Origin of the sequence: Flavobacterium sp. GP15 (genome assembly GCF_014281985.1) — a bacterium.
Classification (GTDB): domain Bacteria; phylum Bacteroidota; class Bacteroidia; order Flavobacteriales; family Flavobacteriaceae; genus Flavobacterium; species Flavobacterium pygoscelis.
Map to the genome: position 1 here is coordinate 48,100 of NZ_JACFTC010000003.1, position 21,911 is coordinate 70,010.

General features: G+C 33.1%; 19 protein-coding genes and 3 tRNA genes. 8 read left to right on the plus strand and 14 right to left on the minus strand.

The window, feature by feature from the left end; genetic code table 11:
• Nucleotides 1–81 precede the first annotated feature (81 nt).
• The 5 genes from H2650_RS08215 to H2650_RS08235 all read right to left on the minus strand — a co-directional run bounded on the left by H2650_RS08215 (nucleotide 82) and on the right by H2650_RS08235 (nucleotide 5,299).
• Nucleotides 82–474: an OsmC family protein gene (locus H2650_RS08215; protein ID WP_188050331.1), complete on the minus strand. Its 393-nt coding sequence runs from the start codon at nucleotides 472–474 to the stop codon at nucleotides 82–84.
• Nucleotides 475–529: 55 nt separating this feature from the next.
• Nucleotides 530–1,045 (minus strand): DUF421 domain-containing protein, encoded by a 516-nt coding sequence (locus H2650_RS08220; protein ID WP_188050332.1) that lies wholly within the window; start codon nucleotides 1,043–1,045, stop codon nucleotides 530–532.
• The gene (locus tag H2650_RS08225; RefSeq protein ID WP_188050333.1) at nucleotides 1,029–1,232 is read right to left on the minus strand and encodes a hypothetical protein; all 204 of its coding nucleotides are present in this window, start codon (nucleotides 1,230–1,232) and stop codon (nucleotides 1,029–1,031) included. Before H2650_RS08225 ends, H2650_RS08220 begins: the two co-directional genes overlap by 17 nt.
• Nucleotides 1,233–1,242: 10 nt before the next feature.
• Entirely contained in the window at nucleotides 1,243–2,613 is a 1,371-nt protein-coding gene (gene rimK / locus H2650_RS08230; RefSeq protein ID WP_188050334.1) for a 30S ribosomal protein S6--L-glutamate ligase, read from the minus strand.
• Nucleotides 2,614–2,752: 139 nt separating this feature from the next.
• The gene (locus H2650_RS08235; protein ID WP_188050335.1) at nucleotides 2,753–5,299 is read right to left on the minus strand and encodes an ATP-dependent Clp protease ATP-binding subunit; all 2,547 of its coding nucleotides are present in this window, start codon (nucleotides 5,297–5,299) and stop codon (nucleotides 2,753–2,755) included.
• Between the two features lie 256 nt (nucleotides 5,300–5,555).
• Between H2650_RS08235 and gyrA the strand changes: the two genes are divergently transcribed.
• Together gyrA and H2650_RS08245 are read left to right on the plus strand one after the other, a co-directional pair.
• The gene (gyrA, locus tag H2650_RS08240) at nucleotides 5,556–8,198 is read left to right on the plus strand and encodes a DNA gyrase subunit A (RefSeq protein ID WP_188050336.1); all 2,643 of its coding nucleotides are present in this window, start codon (nucleotides 5,556–5,558) and stop codon (nucleotides 8,196–8,198) included.
• Between the two features lie 35 nt (nucleotides 8,199–8,233).
• Nucleotides 8,234–9,502: a tetratricopeptide repeat protein gene (locus tag H2650_RS08245; protein WP_188050337.1), complete on the plus strand. Its 1,269-nt coding sequence runs from the start codon at nucleotides 8,234–8,236 to the stop codon at nucleotides 9,500–9,502.
• A gap of 81 nt (nucleotides 9,503–9,583) precedes the next feature.
• Here the strand turns inward: H2650_RS08245 and H2650_RS08250 are convergent, their stop codons facing one another.
• Nucleotides 9,584–10,345 carry a C40 family peptidase gene (locus H2650_RS08250; RefSeq protein WP_188050338.1) on the minus strand — a complete coding sequence of 254 codons (762 nt, stop codon included), beginning with the start codon at nucleotides 10,343–10,345 and terminating at the stop codon, nucleotides 9,584–9,586.
• Nucleotides 10,346–10,416: 71 nt separating this feature from the next.
• A complete protein-coding gene (locus H2650_RS08255) occupies nucleotides 10,417–11,595 on the minus strand; it encodes an acetyl-CoA C-acyltransferase (protein ID WP_188050585.1) in 1,179 nt (392 codons plus the stop codon).
• 230 nt (nucleotides 11,596–11,825) lie between these two features.
• Here H2650_RS08255 and H2650_RS08260 point away from each other — a divergent pair.
• From H2650_RS08260 to H2650_RS08270, 3 genes are all read left to right on the plus strand, one after another.
• Nucleotides 11,826–11,909, plus strand: a tRNA-Ser gene (locus H2650_RS08260).
• A gap of 20 nt (nucleotides 11,910–11,929) precedes the next feature.
• Nucleotides 11,930–12,004 (plus strand) — tRNA-Pro (locus tag H2650_RS08265).
• A gap of 39 nt (nucleotides 12,005–12,043) precedes the next feature.
• A tRNA-Arg gene (locus H2650_RS08270) sits at nucleotides 12,044–12,117 on the plus strand.
• A gap of 132 nt (nucleotides 12,118–12,249) precedes the next feature.
• Here H2650_RS08270 and H2650_RS08275 read toward each other — a convergent pair.
• The 7 genes from H2650_RS08275 to H2650_RS08305 form a co-directional block, all read right to left on the minus strand.
• On the minus strand, nucleotides 12,250–12,522 hold the full coding sequence (locus tag H2650_RS08275; protein ID WP_188050339.1) for a hypothetical protein: 273 nt from the start codon (nucleotides 12,520–12,522) through the stop codon (nucleotides 12,250–12,252).
• Nucleotides 12,523–12,543: 21 nt separating this feature from the next.
• Nucleotides 12,544–13,083: a hypothetical protein gene (locus H2650_RS08280; protein ID WP_188050340.1), complete on the minus strand. Its 540-nt coding sequence runs from the start codon at nucleotides 13,081–13,083 to the stop codon at nucleotides 12,544–12,546.
• 372 nt (nucleotides 13,084–13,455) lie between these two features.
• The gene (locus tag H2650_RS08285; RefSeq protein ID WP_188050341.1) at nucleotides 13,456–14,790 is read right to left on the minus strand and encodes a DUF3987 domain-containing protein; all 1,335 of its coding nucleotides are present in this window, start codon (nucleotides 14,788–14,790) and stop codon (nucleotides 13,456–13,458) included.
• Complete coding sequence (locus tag H2650_RS08290; protein WP_188050342.1) at nucleotides 14,790–15,104, minus strand: hypothetical protein; 315 nt, start codon at nucleotides 15,102–15,104, stop codon at nucleotides 14,790–14,792. Before H2650_RS08290 ends, H2650_RS08285 begins: the two co-directional genes overlap by 1 nt.
• A 65-nt stretch (nucleotides 15,105–15,169) precedes the next feature.
• Entirely contained in the window at nucleotides 15,170–15,457 is a 288-nt protein-coding gene (locus tag H2650_RS08295; RefSeq protein WP_188050343.1) for a helix-turn-helix domain-containing protein, read from the minus strand.
• A 118-nt stretch (nucleotides 15,458–15,575) separates the two neighbouring features.
• Nucleotides 15,576–16,397, minus strand: a complete 822-nt coding sequence (locus H2650_RS08300; protein ID WP_188050344.1) for a hypothetical protein — start codon at nucleotides 16,395–16,397, stop codon at nucleotides 15,576–15,578.
• Between the two features lies 1 nt (nucleotide 16,398).
• Entirely contained in the window at nucleotides 16,399–17,676 is a 1,278-nt protein-coding gene (locus tag H2650_RS08305; protein ID WP_188050345.1) for a tyrosine-type recombinase/integrase, read from the minus strand.
• Between the two features lie 480 nt (nucleotides 17,677–18,156).
• Here H2650_RS08305 and H2650_RS08310 point away from each other — a divergent pair, with 480 nt between their 5' ends.
• The 3 genes from H2650_RS08310 (at nucleotide 18,157) to H2650_RS08320 (ending at nucleotide 21,907) form a co-directional block, all read left to right on the plus strand.
• Nucleotides 18,157–19,773, plus strand: a complete 1,617-nt coding sequence (locus H2650_RS08310; protein WP_188050346.1) for a type I restriction-modification system subunit M — start codon at nucleotides 18,157–18,159, stop codon at nucleotides 19,771–19,773.
• Nucleotides 19,774–19,909: 136 nt separating this feature from the next.
• Nucleotides 19,910–21,124 (plus strand): restriction endonuclease subunit S, encoded by a 1,215-nt coding sequence (locus tag H2650_RS08315; RefSeq protein WP_188050347.1) that lies wholly within the window; start codon nucleotides 19,910–19,912, stop codon nucleotides 21,122–21,124.
• Between the two features lie 102 nt (nucleotides 21,125–21,226).
• Nucleotides 21,227–21,907, plus strand: a complete 681-nt coding sequence (locus H2650_RS08320; protein WP_188050348.1) for a transposase — start codon at nucleotides 21,227–21,229, stop codon at nucleotides 21,905–21,907.
• Nucleotides 21,908–21,911 lie beyond the last annotated feature (4 nt).

The following is a 21,911-nucleotide window of genomic DNA, read 5'->3' on the forward strand; positions in this document are numbered from 1 at the left end:
ATTTTCATAAAAAAAACCATTCACAATGAATGGTTTTTTTTATGAAAATAATTATTTATCTTATTTTGATTATTGAGTTTACTATTTGAGTTCTGATTTGACTTCAATAGTATTGCTTAGTATTTTGTGAATAGGACATTTGTTTGCAATATTTAGCAATCTGTCTTTTTGATCCTGACCCAAATTTCCAAATAATTCAATGGTTCGTGTTATTTTAGTTGTATTTTCTTGTGTTTCTTCTTCAAAATAAACTTCTACTTTTACATCCTTTAATTCCCAACCTTTTCGATTTGCATACATACGTAATGTAATGCAGGTGCAAGCTGCTAGAGACGATGCAAGCAATTCATAAGGTGAAAAGCCTGAATCAATTCCTCCGGCACTTTCTGGTTCATCTGAAATAATAGTGTTTGTTGCTGATCTAATTTCTGTTCTGTAATTTGCTGCACCAATATGTGCTGTAATTTTAGTCATAATATTTTTTTAGATTACAAATAAATTTCTACTAACATTAGCTATAATTTAATAATTAGTTTAGTCCACTTAGATTTTTGTGATTGTGTTTTCGCTTGAAATGAGTTTGTTTTAGGTTTTGAGTGCCAGAAATAATACTTATGTTACCATCAATTTCAAGCATAGCTAGTTTTACATCTTTAAAATATTCGATTCCATGTTCTCTCATTGCTTCTTTCAACTCATCAGAAGTGATGTTGAGTTTACTTAAAATATTGAAATCTAGATTGCCATTATGTATCAATATTTCTGGTTTTTCTTGCATGAAATCACTAAACTTACTATACCTAAACATTAATTTTTTTAAAATGTAATTGATGGTAAAAAGAACAGAAGCTGCCGCCAATCCACCCCATAAGCTGGTGTTATTGCCTACCATAGCATTTTGAACGGAGTTACTGATTAATAATATTAAAATGACATCTGCAGTATTTAATTGTGATAATTCTTTCTTTCCAAAAAGACGCAATGCGATTACCATAAAGAAATAGACAGCTGCACTTCGAATTATTATATCAAGATATTGGTTCATTACTTTTTGATTTAAAATACACTTTTATTAAGATTAGAACACTTATAACTTTCAAAGACAAACTGACTAATAAGAGCTCTTTTCCTGTAATTACTCCAATTTCGTAATGAGCATATTCAAATAAAAAGCCTAAGGCATCATAAACAAGTGAAATGGCAATAATGATAAATACACTTTTGTATTTCATCCATTTGATGTTATCGATTTTTGAAATTTTTCTCGATTGCTTTTATCATTTCACCAGCTATATCTTTATTGGTAGCTCCTTCGATTCCTTCTAAACCTGGAGACGAATTTACTTCCAGTAATAATGGCCCTTTTGAAGAACGAATGATATCTACACCCGCTACTTTAAGATCCATTGCTTTTGTTGCTTTTATGGCGATGCGTTTTTCTTCTGGAGTAACTTTGATAATAGAAGCCGTTCCGCCCAAATGGATGTTGGCTCTAAATTCGCCTGGCATCGCTTCTCGCTGTATTGCTGCAACAACTTTACCATCTATTACAAAACAACGAATATCTTTTCCGTTAGCTTCTTTTATAAATTCCTGAACTAATATATTGGCATTTAAACTTTTAAAAGCATTGATAACACTTTCTGCTGCTTTTTTTGTCTCCGCTAAAACCACTCCTTTTCCTTGCGTTCCTTCCAATAATTTAACAATCAATGGCGGTCCGCCTACCATTTTTATTAAATCATCGGTGTCTAATGGTGAATTTGCAAATCCAGTAGTTGGAATTTCAACACCATGATTCAGTAATAATTGTAACGAATAGAGTTTATCACGAGATTGTGTAATCGCATGCGAAGAGTTGAGGCAATATACTTTTAGTGCTTCAAATTGTCTTGTTAATGCACAACCATAAAAGGTTATACTTGGGCGAATTCTAGGGATGATAGCATCAAATTGATTCAGTATTTTTCCACCACGATAATGAATTTCTGGTGTTTTTGCATCCAGTTTCATATAGCATTCTTTGATGTTCAGGAAGTGCATTTCGTGACCTCGCATTTCACCCGCTTCCATAATACGCTTATTGCTGTATAATTCGGGATTACTAGCCAATAAGCCAATTCGTAATCCAGAACTTGCTTTTTCAGAATTCTTATAAAGTTCTTTTAAAGTGTCAGAAGTGGGTTGTCCCAAAAGGTACTTTTGTTCAGGATCTACTAATACTCTACCACTCATGGCTTCACGTCCCAAAAGCATTCGAAATCCCATTGAATCTCGGTTGGTTAAGGTCATTTCAATTGGCCAAGTCGAAGTACCGATTTGAAGGTTGGTTTGAATTACATAACGCTGCTCTCTAAAACCACTACTACTTTTTACTATTCTTTTATCGATAAGTGGCGCTTCACAGTGAATAACTGTTTTTAAATTATTTTGAATCGGGTTAATATCAAATTTTACCCAATTGCTTTCGTTTTTAATGAAAGGAGCAATGTTTATTGCATGTAAAGCAGAAGTTTTTGCCCCTGAATCTACTCGCGCTTTTATAGTAGGAATTCCTAATTCTGGAAAAGAGCACCACTCTTCACTCCCAAGAATGACTTTGTTATCTGACATAAAGTATTTTTAAAGGTCTCGTTATATTGAAATCAAATGTAAAAATTTGTTTTCTAAAATAAAGACTATTTAACATAAAGAATAAACCCGTTAGGTTATTAAAACGTAACGGGTTTATAGTATTTATTAGTATCTAAAATTAAAGATTAGTTGCTTCGCCTGCTTTGTGAACTTGCACGGTTAGTTCTTGAGCTCCTTCTTCAATATCCATAAATATTTCGTCTCCAGAGGCAATTTTTGAAGTAATTATTTCTTCAGCAAGTGCATCTTCAACGTATTTCTGAATCGCTCTTTTTAACGGTCTAGCGCCAAATTGTCTATCAAAACCTTTATCAGCGATAAAAGCTTTTGCTTTATCAGAAAGATTTAATTGATAACCTAATTCAGCCACACGAGCATACAATTTTTTCAATTCGATTTCGATAATCAAATCAATATCATGTTTTTCTAAAGCATTAAATACAATTACATCATCAATTCTATTTAAGAATTCTGGAGCAAAAGTTTTCTTCAATGCATTTTCAATAATACTTTTCGAATTATCATCAGCCTGAGCCACTTTAGCAGCGGTTCCAAAACCAACACCTTGTCCAAAATCTTTTAATTGTCTGGCTCCAACATTTGAAGTCATGATAATTATAGTATTTTTAAAATCAATTTTTCGACCTAAACTGTCGGTCAAATAACCATCATCTAGTACTTGTAAAAGCATATTGAAAACATCTGGATGTGCTTTTTCAATCTCATCTAATAATACTACACAATAAGGTTTTCTACGAACTTTCTCTGTCAATTGCCCACCTTCTTCATAACCTACGTATCCTGGAGGCGCTCCAACTAATCTAGAGATGGCAAATTTCTCCATGTATTCACTCATGTCAATACGAATCAATGCATCTTCAGAGTCGAACAATTCTTTAGCTAATACTTTTGCTAATTGTGTTTTACCAACACCCGTTTGTCCTAAGAAAATAAAGGAACCAATAGGTTTGTTAGGATCTTTTAAACCAGCACGATTACGCTGAATAGAACGAGCAATTTTCATTACCGCTTCTTTTTGACCAATAACTTTTCCTTCAATAAGTTCTGGCAATTTTGCTAGTTTATTACTTTCTGTTTGTGCAATTCGATTCACAGGAATACCACTCATCATTGAGACTACATCGGCAACATTATCTTCCGTTACTTCAATTCGGTTATTTTTAGCGTCTTCTTCCCATTGTTCCTGAGCAACGGCTAAATCTTTTTCGATGCGTTTTTCATCGTCACGAAGCTTAGCCGCTTCTTCATATTTTTGTTTTTTGACAACCACATTTTTCAATTCACGTACGTCTTCTAATTGACGTTCCAAATCTAAAATTTGTTTTGGAACTTCAATATTAGTGATGTGAACTCTTGACCCTGCTTCGTCTAAGGCATCAATCGCCTTGTCTGGCAAAAAGCGCTCTGACATATATCTATCTGTCAATTTTACACAAGCCTCAATCGCTTCTTGCGTATAAGTAACATTGTGATGATCTTCGTATTTGTTTTTAATGTTATTCAAAATTGTAATTGTTTCTTCAACTGATGTTGGTTCTACAATTATCTTTTGAAAACGTCTTTCTAATGCACCGTCTTTTTCAATATATTGACGGTATTCATCTAATGTTGTAGCACCAATACACTGAATTTCTCCACGTGCTAATGCAGGTTTAAACATATTGGAGGCGTCCAAAGAACCTGTTGCGCCACCAGCACCAACAATCGTATGAATTTCATCTATAAAAAGAATAATATCATCATTTTTTTCTAGTTCATTCATTACCGCTTTCATACGTTCTTCAAACTGTCCTCGGTATTTGGTTCCGGCAACAAGACTAGCAAGATCTAATGTAACGACGCGTTTGTTGAACAATGTACGAGATACTTTTTTCTGGATGATCCTTAATGCTAAACCTTCAGCAATAGCTGATTTACCAACTCCTGGTTCTCCTATTAGTAACGGGTTGTTTTTTTTACGACGACTCAAAATTTGAGAAACACGTTCAATTTCTTTTTCTCTTCCTACTACAGGATCGAGTTTTCCTTCCTCAGCCATTTCTGTTAAATCTCTCCCAAAATTATCTAAAACTGGAGTTTTGGATTTTTTGTTTGATTTATTGGCGGGGTTGTTAAAAGTGCCTTCTTTTAGACTGTCATCTTGTCCTGAATCGTCATTATAAGATTCGTTTCGGGGTAAATTTTCTAAAAAATCTTCTTCGTTTGGAGTCATATTTATATACTGTTCTTTAGCTATATCATAATCAATTTTTAGTTTATTCAATAGCTTGGTTGTTGGATCGTTTTCGTTTCTTAAAATGCACAATAATAAATGTGCTGTACTAATAGAAGAGCTTTGAAAAACTTTGGCTTCTAGGAAAGTAGTTTTTAATGCTCGTTCTGCTTGACGGGTTAGGTGCAAGTTCTTTTTCTCAATATTAATCTCTAAAGTTAAACTGGCAGGGCTCAGAATTTCTACTTTTCTGCGCAGGTGTTCCAAGTCAACATGTAGATTGTTTAATATTTGAATTGCTTTTCCATTTCCGTCTCTTAGAATACCTAGCATTAAATGTTCGGTGCCTATAAAGTCATGACCTAATCGTAGTGCTTCCTCTTTGCTGTAGGTAATAACGTCTTTTACTCTTGGTGAAAAATTATCATCCATAATATATATTTGCTATCGTAAATTTAGTGAATTAGTGTTTGGAAAACAAAAACTATTCCCATAACTGCTCGTGTCAGCTAATAGACAAAAAATATAATAATTTCAACGTTAAATTTCCCTTAAATTATTAACTAAAATGATTATTGGTGTTGTTAATAAATCATTGAAATAAGTAGTCTAAAAGTAGCTAAAAAATTTCAAAAAGGTGTATATTGGCACGTTTTGAAACTAATATAATTTTTTAATATAACAACTTATGTCTGAAGGAGAAAAGTTAATTCCTATTAACATAGAAGATGAAATGAAATCAGCTTACATCGATTACTCGATGTCAGTAATCGTATCAAGAGCACTTCCAGATGTTAGAGATGGTTTGAAACCAGTACATCGAAGAGTTCTTTATGGAATGTATGATTTAGGAGTGTTTTCAAATAAAGCCCATAAAAAATCCGCCAGAATTGTCGGTGAAGTTTTAGGTAAGTATCACCCACATGGTGACACTTCAGTTTATGATGCCATGGTTCGTATGGCTCAGGAGTGGAGTTTGCGTTATTTATTAGTAGATGGTCAAGGTAACTTTGGTTCTGTAGATGGAGATAGTCCAGCAGCAATGCGTTATACAGAAGCAAGAATGCGTAAAATTTCGGAAGAAATTATGGCTGACATCGAAAAAGAAACAGTTGACTTTCAATTGAACTTTGATGATACTTTATATGAGCCAAAAGTAATGCCAACACGTGTTCCTACGTTATTAATTAATGGAGCAACAGGAATTGCTGTAGGTATGGCCACCAATATGCCTCCACACAACTTAACAGAAGTGATCAATGGTACTTTGGCATTTATGGACAACAATGATATCGAAATCGATGAATTGATGCACCATATTAAAGCTCCTGATTTTCCTACAGGAGGAGTAATATACGGTTATGATGGTGTTCGTGAAGCTTTTAAAACTGGTAGAGGACGTGTTGTAATGCGTGCTAAAGTTGGTTTTGAAGAAGTAGATGGTAGAGAATGTATTATTGTTACCGAGATTCCTTACCAAGTTAATAAAGCAGACATGATCAAACGTACTGCTGATTTGGTTAATGATAAAAAAATTGACGGAATTGCCAATATTCGTGATGAATCAGATAGAAATGGTATGCGTATCGTTTACATCTTAAAACGCGATGCAACGCCAAACGTAGTTTTAAATACGCTTTATAAATACACTCAGCTACAGTCTTCATTTAGTGTTAATAATATTGCATTGGTAAAAGGACGTCCGCAAATGTTGAATCTAAAAGAAATGATTCACTATTTTGTAGAACACCGCCATGATGTAGTGGTAAGAAGAACGCGTTTTGAATTGCGTAAAGCCGAAGAAAGAGCGCATATTTTAGAAGGTTTAATTATTGCTTCTGATAATATTGATGAAGTAATCGCTTTAATTAGAGGCTCGAAAAATACCGAAGAAGCTCGTGAAAAATTAATCGAAAGATTTAAATTATCAGATATTCAAGCGCGTGCTATTGTAGAAATGCGTTTGCGTCAATTAACAGGTCTGGAACAAGACAAGTTAAGAGCAGAGTATGAAGAGTTAATGAAATTAATAGCGCACTTAAAAGCTTTATTAGAAGATGTTAATCTTAGAACTGCTTTGATTAAAGAAGAGTTGGAAGAAATTCGTGAAAAATACGGAGACGAACGCCGTTCTAAAATTGAGTATTCTGGTGGAGATGTAAGTATCGAAGATTTAATTGCCGATGAAAATGTAGTAATTACTATTTCTCACGCAGGGTATATCAAACGTACTAACCTAACGGAATATAAAACTCAAAATAGAGGTGGAGTAGGACAAAAAAGTGCTGGTACAAGAGATCAAGATTTCTTAGAGCATATGTTTGTAGCGACCAATCATCAATACATGATGTTCTTTACTCAGAAAGGAAAATGTTTCTGGATGCGTGTGTATGAAATTCCTGAGGGAAGTAAAACAGCTAAAGGAAGAGCGATTCAAAACTTGGTTAATATAGAAAGTGACGATAAAGTAAAAGCTTTTATTTGTACACAAGATTTAAAAGACAAAGATTATATCAATAGTCATAACCTTATTATGGTGACCAAAAAAGGTCAGGTTAAGAAAACTTCTTTAGAGAAATACTCTAAACCTAGAGTTAATGGTGTTGCAGCTATAACGATTAAAGAAGGAGATGAGTTGCTTGAAGCTAAATTAACCAATGGTGAAAGCCAAATTATACTAGCTGTAAAATCAGGTAAATTAGTTCGTTTTGAAGAAACTAAAACGCGCCCAATGGGTAGAACTGCTTCTGGAGTTCGTGGAATTACATTAAAAGATGATACCGATGAAGTAATTGGTATGGTTACTGTAGATAAAGAAAACATTAATGATTCTCAAATTTTAGTGGTAACCGAGAACGGATACGGAAAACGTACTAAATTAGTTGAAGATGGGGAAGATGTTTACCGAATTACAAACCGTGGAGGTAAAGGGGTTAAAACCTTAAATATTACCGAGAAAACGGGTAAGCTGATCTCTATTAATGCGGTTACAGATGCTGATGATTTAATGATTATTAATAAATCGGGTCTAACCATTAGAATGGCAATTGAGGATTTACGTGTGATGGGTCGTGCAACTCAAGGTGTTAAGTTGATTAACTTGAAAGGTAAAGATTCAATCGCGGCAGTTACAAAAGTGATGAAAGATGATGTGGCTGAAGTTGTAGTTGATGAAGATGGAAATGTAATTGAAACAGAAGCTATCGAAAGAGTAAAACCAGTAATGGAAGTGCTTGAAGAAGAAGTTTCTGAAGAAGAAGACGATGATTCTGAAAACGAAGAAGAATTGGAAGACGATTCTGAAGAAGAGGATTCTGACGATGAAGCATAGTTAAATTAAGAATAATTATTAAATAAAAGAATGTTATGAAAAGTAAATATGTAGTATTAGCATCAGCGTTATTGATATCAGTAGCTACTTTTGCTCAAAAAGATCAAATAAAAGCGGCTGAAAAAGCATTGAAAAAAGGAGAAGTTCAAGAAGCTGCTACCATATTAAAAGATGTTGAGTACTTAATCACCAATGCAGTTGATACTGAAAAAGCACAATATTTCTTTGTAAAAGGGAATACTTTTTTAGAATTAGCTAATAAAAAAATCGATACAGATAAAAATTTAAGTATTGCAGCTGCTGCATACAATGATTTAATAGAAGTAGAGAATGAATCTGGTAAAGCAAAGTTTTCTGCTCAAGCAGCATCTTCAATTACAGACATTAAGTTTCGATTAATTAATGCTGCTATTGCAGATTCTAAAGTAGATAAACATTCAGAAAGCGCAAAGAAATTATATGATGCTTATTTGTTAGACAAAAAAGATACTATTAATTTATATTATGCTGCTTCTACTTATGTTAATGCAAAAGAATATGATAAGGCATTAGATTTGTATCAAACATTAAAAAAATTAAATTATTCGGGTAAAGGAAAAGGTTTTTATGCAATAAGCAAATTAACAAATGCCGAAGATTTTTTTAATAATGAAAAAGAAAGAGATTTAGCGGTAAAATTAGGGACTCACGAAAAGCCTAGAACAGAAGTTATTGCTTCTAAAAGAGGAGAGATCTATAAAAACATGGCTTTAATTTTAGTTGAAAATGGTAAAACTGCCGAAGCTAAAAAAGCAATTTCTGAAGCAAGACTTGCCAATCCTGATGATACTTCATTAGTATTGACTGAAGCTAATTTGTATTTAGAAACTAAAGATTTTGAAACTTACAAAAAATTAATAGGTGAGGTATTGGCTAAAAATCCTAATGATGCAGATTTAACATTTAACTTAGGTGTTATTAGCGGAAATGCAGGGAATAAAGTAGATGCCGAAAAATATTATTTAAAAGCTATCGAAATTAAACCTGATTACATCAATGCTTATATCAATCTTGCTGCTTTGAAACTGGAAGGTGAAAAAGTTATTATTGATGAAATGAACAAGTTAGGTACTTCTACAAAAGATATGAAGCGCTATGATGAGTTAAAAATAAAAAGAGATAACATTTTTAAAAGTGTGATTCCTTCTCTTAAAAAAGCATACGAATTAGATCCGGCTAATAAAGACGTTGCAAAAACATTATTGAATGTGTATAGTGCTTTAGAAATGACTGCTGAGTCAAAAGCATTAAAAGCTAAAATGTAATCTTTATTTATTGTTATAAAAAAAAACGGTTTGAAATATTTCAAACCGTTTTTTTTTTTTTAAATATTTAATTACTAAATATTAAATAATTTTTTTGATCACTCTTAATTTATGAGTGTGTTTGTTAGTCTCTGCATTAAAAATTCCTAAATGATCCAAACGATCAATTCTGATTTTTCCGCTTGCATGGATGATGTAGTTGTCTTCCATGATGATTCCTACATGAATAATGTTTCCCTCCTCATTATCAAAGAAAGCTAAATCTCCTGCTTCACTTTCTTCAATAAAACTTAATGGTTCTCCTTGTGTAGATTGTTGTGATGCATCACGCAATAATTTATAACCATTTAATTTGTAAACCATTTGCGTAAAGCCCGAACAGTCTATCCCAAAGGGTGTTTTTCCTCCCCAAAGATAAGGGGCGTTTAAATACAGAAAAGCAGTATCTATTAAAAGTGATTTGTCTTTTATTCCGCTAGTTCGCACTCCTTCAAAATCAAAATTAGAGGTATTAATCTCATCGTAATTTAAAAAAGACAAAGAAGAACCTAAAGGAATTGGAATTAATAAATTGGATGGAGTAGTGATGTATTCGATCAAGTCACCATTCAATATGATTTTTTCGTCCGAAAGTTTTTTATAACTATCTTCTGAAATCAATTGCATTTGTTTAAAATCGATCCAGCCTTCGTAAGCGTCATATTGTAGTCTAACACGAGTCCATTGGTTCTGTTGTTCTACAATTTCAAAATGTTCTCCAAATAAAACTTGAGAGACAATTTCGCTTCTATCACTAGGTTCTAACCGAAGTGGGATGATTGCTAGATTACAAATTCCAAACATTTATGCTTAATTAGGAGTTAAATATGATGGGTTAGAAACTAATTGTATCCTAACCCATCAGTTATATTTATTTAGATTCTTTCAATTACAATAGCTGAAGCACCACCACCACCATTACAAATGGCTGCAGCACCAACTTTGGCGTTGTTTTGTTCTAAAACATTTAATAAAGTAACGATAATTCGAACTCCAGAGCAACCTAACGGGTGACCTAAAGATACAGCTCCACCGTTTACGTTTACTTTGTCATTGGATAAACCTAGAATTTTAGCATTTGCTAACCCAACAACTGCAAAGGCTTCATTAAACTCAAAATAATCAACAGCATCTATAGAAATACCTGCTTTGTCTAATGCCTTAGGTAATGCTTTAGCTGGACTAGTGGTAAACCATTTTGGCTCTTGTGCTGCGTCTGCATATCCTTTGATATAGGCTAATGGCTTAAGACCTAAAGCTAGTGCTTTTTCTTCACTCATTAAGATTATAGCTGCTGCACCATCATTTATTGTAGATGCATTTGCTGCTGTAACAGTACCGTCTTTAGTAAAAACTGGGTTTAAAGAAGGGATTTTATCTAATTTAACATTAGTAAACTCTTCGTCTTTAGAAACCATGATTGGGTCTCCTTTTCTTTGTGGAACAGCAACCGGTACAATTTCATTGTCAAATTTTCCAGCTTCCCAAGCTTTTGCACTACGCTCATACGATTGAATTGCGAAGTTATCTTGATCTTCACGGGTAAATTTGTATTCAGTTGCGCACAAGTCAGCACAAACTCCCATTGCGCTGTTGTCGTAAGCATCTGTTAGTCCATCTTTCTGCATTCCGTCAACCATAGTTGCAGGACCAAACTTTGTTCCTGATCGCAAGTTCATATAATGTGGAATCAAACTCATGTTTTCCATTCCTCCGGCAACTACAATTTCTGCATCGCCACATTGTATGGCTTGAGCACCTAGCATTACTGCTTTCATTCCTGAAGCACAAACTTTATTTATTGTGGTGCAGGCCACAGATTCATTTAATCCTGCATATATAGCGGCTTGACGAGCGGGAGCCTGTCCGGTTCCAGCTTGAACGACGTTACCCATAAATACTTCATCAACTAAATTTGGATCTAGTTTGATTTTGTCTAGTGCGCCTTTTATAGCTGCAGCACCTAATTTAGGAGCAGTAACTGTAGATAATCCCCCCATAAAACTTCCGATAGGTGTTCTAACGGCAGAAACGATAACAACTCTTTTGTTCATGACTTTCATAATGTTGGTTTATGTAGCAAATTTAATCTTTTTTATACAATTTCATATTTTTGAGGCTCACATTATATTTTGTAAAAAATATTTTTATTCTATATGTTTGATTGTGAAGTGCTTTTGTGAAAATGTCAAAAAATATTAAAAAAAAGCCTCGAAATACTTGTGAGTAACGTAAAGAAGTCATAAGTTTGCAACCGCAAAACAAGACACGTTTCTTTGAGCTTGGAGAGGTGCCAGAGTGGTAATGGAGCAGTTTGCTAAACTGTCATCGAGTGATCGGTGCCAGGGTTCGAGTCCCTGTCTCTCCGCTGTTATGATTTTGTTTTTTCGGGGTGTAGCGTAGCTCGGTTATCGCGCCTGCTTTGGGAGCAGGAGGCCGCAGGTTCGAATCCTGCCACCCCGACTAATTAAACTTTTTCCATTTAAGTTTTAAAAGATAAATGGAGGCATAGCTCAGCTGGATAGAGCACCTGCCTTCTAAGCAGGCGGTCGAAGGTTCGAATCCTTCTGCCTTCACAAAAACCCTTGTAAACATCTGATTTACAAGGGTTTTTATATTTAGTTGCCGTTTTCGTTGCCTTTTAGGTGTGTTGATAACTTTTTTAAGCATAAAAAAACCTCTCATTTCTGAAAGGCTTTAGTTTTTAATTATTCATTATTGCGTCGTGGTATCTTAATAATAATTTTTCGAGGTGGTTCTTGTTCCAATAAAGAAACTTCACTTTGTTTCGCTACGATAAAAGGCAAAAATTTAGCAATTGCATTAACACGCTCCAGCGGATCTAGTTGCTCCAGCAATTCGCCTAAATTATCAATTTCCTTACTCACTATTTTTTGCAATAGTTCTTTTGTTTCTGCGGTGGTTTTGTTCAAACTTCCCTTTGTGCGACCTCCAAATTTTAGACCTGTTGTGTTTGCCATATTAATCTATTTTAAACTGTTTTAGTTTCCTTTCACAAATGATGGTAACGGCTCTAATTGGTTAATATCCAAATTAAGAATTAAAATATTACGAAATAAGTTTAAATAGTGACCAAGCGAAAAATGATTATTTGAAAAAATCATATGTTCTTTTAATGTGTCAATCAATTTTAAAGCAAAATTATAACGCTCCATTTCTGCATCTGTTTCAACTGAAATAGTAAATTGCTCTTTTGTTGGCTTATTATCTAAATTTACAGCATCATAACCGTGAAAATTTTTAGCAGCTTCAAAAATCGGATCTAAATTTATTTGCATTAGTTCCGTTAACTTCTCCCCAGTAAGATTTAAAGTATTTTGCTTCTTATACTTTGTTTCAATAGCTGTAAATACATTTGATTTTAATGAGTTGCTATTAGTCACTTCAATATCCAAATCAAAACCCGTTTTAGCAATCAATTTAATTTTTTCAATTGCTCTGATTTTTTCGCTAAAAATTGCTTCAGCGTGTGCAAATTCTCTTTTGTCAAATTTTAAGACAATCTTTTTTGTTGTATTCATTTTATAAATATTTGTTTGCGTCCGTTGGTTATGGTGGTGCGCTATACCAATGTTATTAATTTGAGTGATTACTAGTAATCAGTAATTTAATCACTAAAAAACCTCCTAAACCCGTGCTATCATTGCTTTTCTTAAGAGTGATTACAAAGTGATCAGTAATCACTTTGTCTTTATCTAAATACGATATAATATAATAATATATTAACATTATTATTCTTACATTAATATTATTTATAAGGGTTTTTCATTTTATTAAGGTAAAAAGAGTAAGTGATTACTGATTACTAGTAATCACTTTTACCTTAACCCTTGCTATCATTGACTTAACAAGGGTTTTTAGTGATTAATATATCGATTACTGGTAATCACTAATTATTTTAAATATTTGTTTACTAAACTTTGTGAAATTTTCAATTGCTTTGCTAATACTCTTTGGCTCATCTCTGGAGCTTTAGAATGTAATAACAATACTTTTTCTTTGGTGGTCATTCCTCTACTCTCAAAAAGTATATTTTTAGCTTCTTTTTCAGCAGAAACATCTTTACTGATTAATTCATATTGAAACATAAAATATTTAACCAGCCTTATCGCTTTTTCAACGCTTTGCGGCGTTACTTCGCAATCGTTAAGACGTTGGAACGGATATTTATAAACGTCATCTAAAATGTGCATTAAAAGGACAAACCGACCGAAATAAGTTGATAATTTAGAATAAGCACTTTTCATATTTGAAGATAATTCTGAATGATCATTTATCATATCTTCTATTTTTGAATTATAATCATACCAAACCCGTGACGCTTCAGGATTCATTTTGTAATAATCCACGTTAAGATCTCCATTTTCTTTAATAAATTCCGTTTCACTAACTAGCTCATACAATCCTTTAATGTAGCTGTCGTAGTCATTTGATACGTTTGTAGAAACATCTTCTAAAGTCATTTTTCCTGTTTGGAAATTCCCACTAATAAATAAAAACCTGTCCCAAAATCCATTATTAATTAAACTATCAGTCATTAAGCCTGTTAAAATTGCTGGCTGTATTCCTCCGAAAATAGATAGCTGCGGATTGAAAAGAGATGAACTTTGTCCCACGCCTTTTCTAGTAGATGAAATATCAGCATAAGAAAATGCAGAAAGGTATTTTTCAATATCAGAACCTTTATTGTATTTTCCACTATTAGCAACTAATCCCGAAATTTCATCCATAATAATCGCCACGCCACGTAAATTTTGAGAGTGCTTTTGTATGTAGGCTTCGATTGTTGCATCGCCTACGTACATAGTTGGCTCTGACGGTTTTTCTTCGCTTACATCGGGGCTATGCGCTTTTAATTTTTCTTTCCATTCTTTCAACAAATCAGATTGTATTTTTTTAATCGGTGCAAAAAATGGAGCTGTACTTGGTGTCTTTTTTGATCCTGGTTCTCCAATAATTATAGCCCAAAATACAGCGTGTTCTTTCCAAGTATTTCTAAGATATAAACCTTTTGACCTACCTATACAAATTGAACCAGCATTAAGAAAAGCACCAGCCATATAATTAGGATTACAGCCTACTTTATCTCTTAATTCCAGCATGTAATTACTTACTTGTGGAGGAAACAAATCAATAGGAAAATTTTTATAATCGTCTTTTTTGTCTTCTAAATACAGACTAACTAATTTCGGAAAGTCAATCATATTGTAATTTTTACTTGCTTCCATTAAATATAATTTGAATAATTGTGACCTCTAAAATCTTCGCTTTCACGCTCCTGTTTTCTGATTGATTCTAAGTTTTTATTTGAGTTGACAAAATCGGGTTTGGTGGTTAAATACCAAGCTTTAAAGCCAGTGATTTCACAATTTTCTCTTTCAATCTCACGGATTAATCCTTTTCTTTCTAAATCTTTTTTGTAGCGTGTGATGTTCTTTTGAGGTATTCCTAATTTTTTTGAAACCATTGAAGCCGTTGCAGTATGATTTAATAAATAGTGGAATATGTTTTGTAATTGGGTGTTTTTGGTGTTTGAGTCCATAACTTTACGGTGTCATTTAATTAATAAGGTTTTGAGAGCGATTGTATAGCTTAATACAATCGCTTTTATCTTTTATACTTTAGAGATTTAACTTCGATTAAACCCGCTTCAAATTGCTTTTCATCAATTAAGATTCGTCTTCCAATTTGTTTAGCTTTGATTTTACCCTCTTTTATGTAGTTTCTTATTGAGAGTTCAGAAACGCCAGCGTATTTGGCTAGTTCCTTAACAGAATAAAGTTTACTTTCTGTTTTTTGTAATGTTTGACTTTTGTTAAGTAGTTCAAAAGTTCTAGTTGCAATCCTATCAATTAGGCTTTCAACTGCAATAGGTGTTAAAATAACATTGTCCATAGTAAGATAATTTTTTTGGTTATTAATTATTATCAAAACTACGGACAAATAAGAGGTAACTATTTGATTTTCAGTTGTATAAACTTGTATACAAGTAAATACAAGTTATACAAGTTGTTTATTCTATCTTATGCTTGATTATCAAAGGATTAAGTTTTTGTTTTATTGGATCTAAAAAGATTTTGTCAAACGGTCTCTTTTTTTCAGCATCATTAATACTTGGATAAGTTCCAATAGTTCCGTTAAACTCGATTAGTAATAAATCGTAAAAGGTTTTAAATTGCCTGTCAATAATTATAATTATTTTCCATTCTTTTAAAATATTAATTACTGCTTTGATTGTTTTGCCTTTATCGTTAGGAAACTCATTTTTTAAATCCTGTATAAAAGCTTCTTTGTCTTCTACATTATGGATAAAATCAAAAAGGGTTTTAGTTGGTTTATTTTTTTTAAGTTTTGTTTTAATCGCTGGAATTTCTTGTATTTCACAAGGTTGTAATACTCTATTTTTAATATGAAACTTTACATATTCCAAAAACTCCAAAGTTTCGGGAGGTGTTCCCATATCGCTTAAACCTCTTAAAACTCTATTTTTTTCATTTTTGTCTAATTCTGTTAATTTTACATTTATAACGTCTAAACATCTTTTGAAAAAATCGTTTCTTTCAATTAAATAACTTTTATTAATTATTAATTGTTGCCTATCCAAAAACCTTAAAAAACTAAAAACGATATTTTTGTTAATTTGAGAGTTTACTATTAGATCATTGCTTTTTTTGATTCCTATTTGTTCGATATAATCTTGAGAAATAAAAATTGCTTTATTGTCTTCCATTGCTTCATTTGAATAAAGAAACTCTTTTAATTCTATTGATTCAAAGGCTTCTTTAGTTGCTTCAATTAAAATATTATAATAATCTTGGTTCGTTAATGCTTTCATATTATATTATTTTTTTCATTGGAATTTCAATATTAAAAACCTCGTCCATTGCTTCTTGTTTTTCGGGTGCATCAACTTGGTAATAACTGTTAAGGGTTTTCATGTCTGTATGTCCAGTCATTGAAGCGATTAATTTATCGCTTTTGCCTTGTCTTTTCATCATTGTTATAAATGTACGGCGTGCGGTGTGCGTACTTATACGATCATAAAAATTCATATCAACTTTTATATTTTCTTTTCCTTTAGTAGTTATTTTTTGTACTACATTAGAATATTTCATTTCTTCAAATACATCTTTGATATATTCATTTTGTTTTTGGTTCGTAATTAATGGTAATTGATAATCATACTTTGTTAAAATGTATCTTGAAATACTTGTTAATGGAATTTCTCGAGGTTCTTTAGTTTCGTCTTTCTCCTCTTTTAGAATTATGTACGTATCTGTAACATTACTTTTTTTAATCGTTGCCATTTCTCCAAAACGCATACCAGTAACGCATTGAAACACAAAAATATCTCTTACTTTTTCAAGTTTAACCGTTTTAAATTCGTGGTGCATTAAATTATTAAGATCGTCAATTGTTAAGGCTATTTGTTTTGTTAAGGTTGGTTTAATTATACATTTGCCGTTATCGTCATGGTTAAAACTTTCAAATATATTGTTATAAGTGTAAGTATTTTTAACCGCCCAAAACATAAACGTTTTAAAAAAACCTAAATTTTTTAAATAGGTGTTATTAATTTGTTTTCTTTCCTCCATGCAGTAACTCGCAAACTTTCCGTAAAAGTTTAAATCAATTCTGCTAAAAGTCAGAGTGTGTTTTTTAGTGGTTTCAAAATCCTTTAATATGCTTTTTAAATTATTGTATCTTTTAACAGTTCCAGCCGACCATTGTAGCGATGCTTTTTTTTCCTCCATAAAAACATCATAAGCATCAAAAAAAATATTTTTTCCTTTTATAGTAACCTTAAACTTTTTATCAAAAACGTTTCTTAAAATTTTACTTGTAAAATCTTCGCCGATCTTTAAGTACAAACTTTCAGTTTCATTAAATAAATCTGAATACCTATTTAACTGCATTTTTAAAGTTTCAAAATTCTTTGCTTTGTATTTGCCGTTTGAAGTAAGGAACTTATTTTTTGCATCCCAATTATCCGGGTGTATGTTTTCGCCAGTTGAAAAGACAAATCTTTTATTTTCCGCTTTGAACTCACAACAAAATAAAATCAATGTTTCTTTCGTTGAGCTTGGTTCTTTTAATTTAAAGGTATATTTCATATCGTTGCCGTTTTCGTTGCCGTTTTTGTTATTATTCGATTTAAAAGCGTTCTAATAACAAATATAAACATTCTTTATTTATAATGCTTAACGCTAATAAATACAGTTGTTAACATCAATTAAATACTAAAAGGTTCGAATCCTTCTGCCTTCACAAAAACCGATACTTTTACAAGTATCGGTTTTTTTTTGCTGTTTTTTCTACCTCCTACCACGATCAAAAATGCAAATTTTGCACAAAAGTGCAGTCAAATTGCAAACAACGATCACTACTTATTCTTCCAGTTTCAAAAACTATAAAAAATGTTACTACTTTGCGGTTTTTCGTAAGTATTAACCTTGTTTTTTCAATATATTAGCAAATTGAATTTCCAATATTATTTTGATTGTGAAACAATTATTTATTTCATAAACTGACTAAAAGGAGACTCAAAATACGATACCTTAGAACTCTAAAATAAAATTGAATAAATACCATAAATGGCAGCCGAACAAAAACAAAAATTAGAACAACAACTCTGGAACATTGCAAACACCCTGCGTGGCAAAATGGATGCCGACGATTTTAGAGATTACATACTTGGTTTCATTTTCTACAAGTACTTGAGTACAAAAATGGATCTGTATGCCAACCAAATACTACAACCCGACGGATTGACTTTTGGTGACATCATCGGGCATGCTGACGAAGCATTGTTGATGCAAGAAGTAAAACAATTGGCCATTGACAAACTAGGCTTTTTCTTAGAACCCTCAGAGTTATTTTCTGAATTGGCAAAAAGAGGAAACGCAGGCGGAAAAAATAATTTCATTCTGGGTGATCTCGCCAAAGTACTCACGCACATTGAGCAAAGTACGATGGGATCAGAAAGCGAAGAAGATTTCGGAAACTTATTTTCGGACTTAGATTTAACCTCTCACAAACTCGGGAAATCAGAAAGCGATAAAAACGAATTGATCGTAAAAGTCCTAAACCATTTGGACGAAATTGATTTTGATCTCGAAAATGTGGATAGCGATGTTCTTGGCGATGCTTACGAATACCTCATAGGTCAATTTGCCAGTGGAGCAGGAAAAAAAGCAGGAGAATTTTACACACCACAACAAGTCAGTAGTGTTTTGGCACAATTGGTAACGGTTGGAAAAGACAAACTAAAAAGTGTTTACGATCCTACTTGCGGTTCGGGCTCTTTATTATTGCGTGTGGCCAAAGAAGTCAAAGATGTAAGCGCTTTTTACGGACAAGAAATGAATCCTACCACCTACAACCTTTGTCGGATGAACATGATTATGCACGACGTACATTACAAACGTTTTGACATCAAGAACGAAGATACTTTAGAGCGTCCGCAACATATGGATCAGCGTTTTGAAGCCATTGTGGCCAATCCGCCCTTTTCGGCAAACTGGAGTGCTAATCCAATGTTTATGACCGATGACCGATTTTCTGCTTTCGGAAAATTGGCGCCCAGTAGCAAAGCCGATTTTGCTTTTGTACAACACATGATTCACCAACTCGATGATAACGGAACCATGGCAATTGTCTTACCGCACGGCGTTTTGTTTCGCGGTGGCGCCGAAGGTCACATTCGGAAATACTTGATTGAAGACAAAAATTATCTCGATGCCGTAATTGGTTTGCCCGCAAATATTTTTTACGGAACCTCAATTCCGACTTGCATCATGGTATTCAAGAAAAATAGAACGCATACAAATGATGTTTTATTTATAGATGCCAGCCAGCATTTTGATAAAGTAAAAACCCAAAATGTATTGCTAGACGAGCACATTGACAAAATTATAAATACCTATAAAAACCGCACCGAAGAAGACAAATATTCGGCAATCGTCCCGATCGACAATCGGGGTAGAGACGCGATGCATCGCGTCTCCACATCGCATCGTGTCTGTACATCAATAGCCGAAAACGATTACAACCTAAACATCCCGCGCTATGTAGATACCTTCGAGGCCGAAGACAGCATTGATATTAACGCCATTGCCAATGAAATAAAAGCACTGGATTTACAAATTGAAGAAACCGATCAATCGATAGCCTCTTTTTGTGCCGAATTGAACATCAAAACCCCATTTTAATGATGAATAACAATCAAAATAACAATTTGGGCGTTTCCCTATCGGGTCAGGCTATCCGTTTCAATCTTTTTGTGGGCAAAAGAAGGCCCACAAAAAGGATTTCCACTGCTATCCTTAACGCAAAACCCTGCTAAATATGGAAAAATTACTACCACAATTGCGTTTTCCTGGGTTTGAAGGGGAATGGGAAGAGAAGAAATTAGGGGATTTATTAGAGTTTAAAAACGGTATAAATGCTACGAAAGAACAATATGGAAGAGGTGTAAAGTTTATTAATGTATTGGATATTCTTAACAATGATTTTATTACTCATGATAAAATTATTGGAAGTGTTGATGTAGAACAAAGTATTGCAGATAAGTTTTCAGTCAATTATGGAGATATTCTTTTTCAAAGAAGTTCAGAAACGAGAGAAGAAGTTGGAACAGCTTGTGTTTACCTAGACAAGGATACTTCTTCTACATTTGGTGGTTTTGTTATTAGAGGGAAAAAAATTGGAGAATATGAGCCAATATTTCTTAATAAACTTTTAAAAACAAATTTATCTAGAGACGCTATAACTTCAAGATCTGGCGGAAGTACAAGATATAATATTGGACAAGAAATACTAAATTCTATAGTTTTGCCATTTCCCTCCATTCCCGAACAAACCAAAATCGCCACATTCCTAACTGAAGTCGATAAAAAATTAACCGCCTTAAAACAAAAGAAAATCCTTTTAGAGCAATACAAAAAAGGCGTCATGCAACAAATTTTCACGCAACAACTACGATTTAAGGATGATAATGGTAATGATTTTCCGGATTGGGAAGAGAAAAAGTTGGGGGAAATTGGAAATATAATTACTGGAAAAACACCTTCTACCACTAATTTAGATTTATGGGATGGAGAAATACAATTTGTTACGCCAACAGATATAGATGATTCAAAATATCAATATACTTCAGTTCGAACAGTAAAAAAAACAGATAAGTTAAAGATATTGCCTCCAAAAAGTATAATGTTCACCTGTATTGCTTCAATTGGAAAAATGAGTATATCAATATACCCAAGCATTACAAATCAACAAATTAACTCTATTATTCCATTTGAATATTATGATAACGAATTCATATATTATAGTTTGTTAAATATTACAGATTTTATTAAATCAACTCCAAGTTCAAGTACATTACCGTTGATTAATAAAACTGAATTTTCGAAATTTATAATTCAAATTCCATCAATCGAAGAACAAACCAAAATCGCCAATTTTCTATCGGCAATCGATGAAAAAATCAACCATTGTCAGGGACAAATAGAAAAAACGCAGGTTTGGAAAAAAGGATTGTTGCAACAATTGTTTGTATAAAATGCAATGCGTTTCGGTCGCAATACGTGTCGGTGGTAATACGTAGAGACGCGATGCATCGCGTCTCTACACACCCAACAAAACCAAAACCAACAAAATATCATGAACAAATACCAAAACAAATACCGCATTCCATCCACCCGATTGCAAAATTGGGATTATGGTGCAATGGGTTCTTATTTTGTAACCATCTGCACCCAAAATAGGGAACATTTTTTTGGCGAAATTGTACGTGCGCAATGCATTGTAGAGACGCATTGCAATGCATCTCTACAAAATGAAATGATATTGACTGATATTGGAAAAAAGGTAGAACAAGAATGGCTGAAAACAATTGAATTACGACCAGATATGAATTTAGAATTAGGCAATTTTGTGGTAATGCCCAATCATTTTCACGGAATATTGATTATTGGGGAAAATGAATTTAATTCTGAACTGGAAATTACAACGGGAATTGAATCGGAAATTATATCTGGAATTGAATCCGGAATTGAATCGGGAATTGAATCGCGAATTGAATCGCGTCGTAGAGACGCGATGCATCGCGTCTCTACCGATAAAACAAATAAATTTGGACCACAATCAAAAAATTTGGCATCCATTATTCGCGGATTCAAATCGGCCGTTACCACCTACAGTAGAACAAATGGAAATACCAATTTTGGTTGGCAACCCCGTTTTCACGATCATATTATTCGAAATTCATTAGAATTTGAAAGAATACAAAATTATATAGAACAGAATCCTGCAAAATGGGCAGCAGACAAATTTTATAAATAAAACT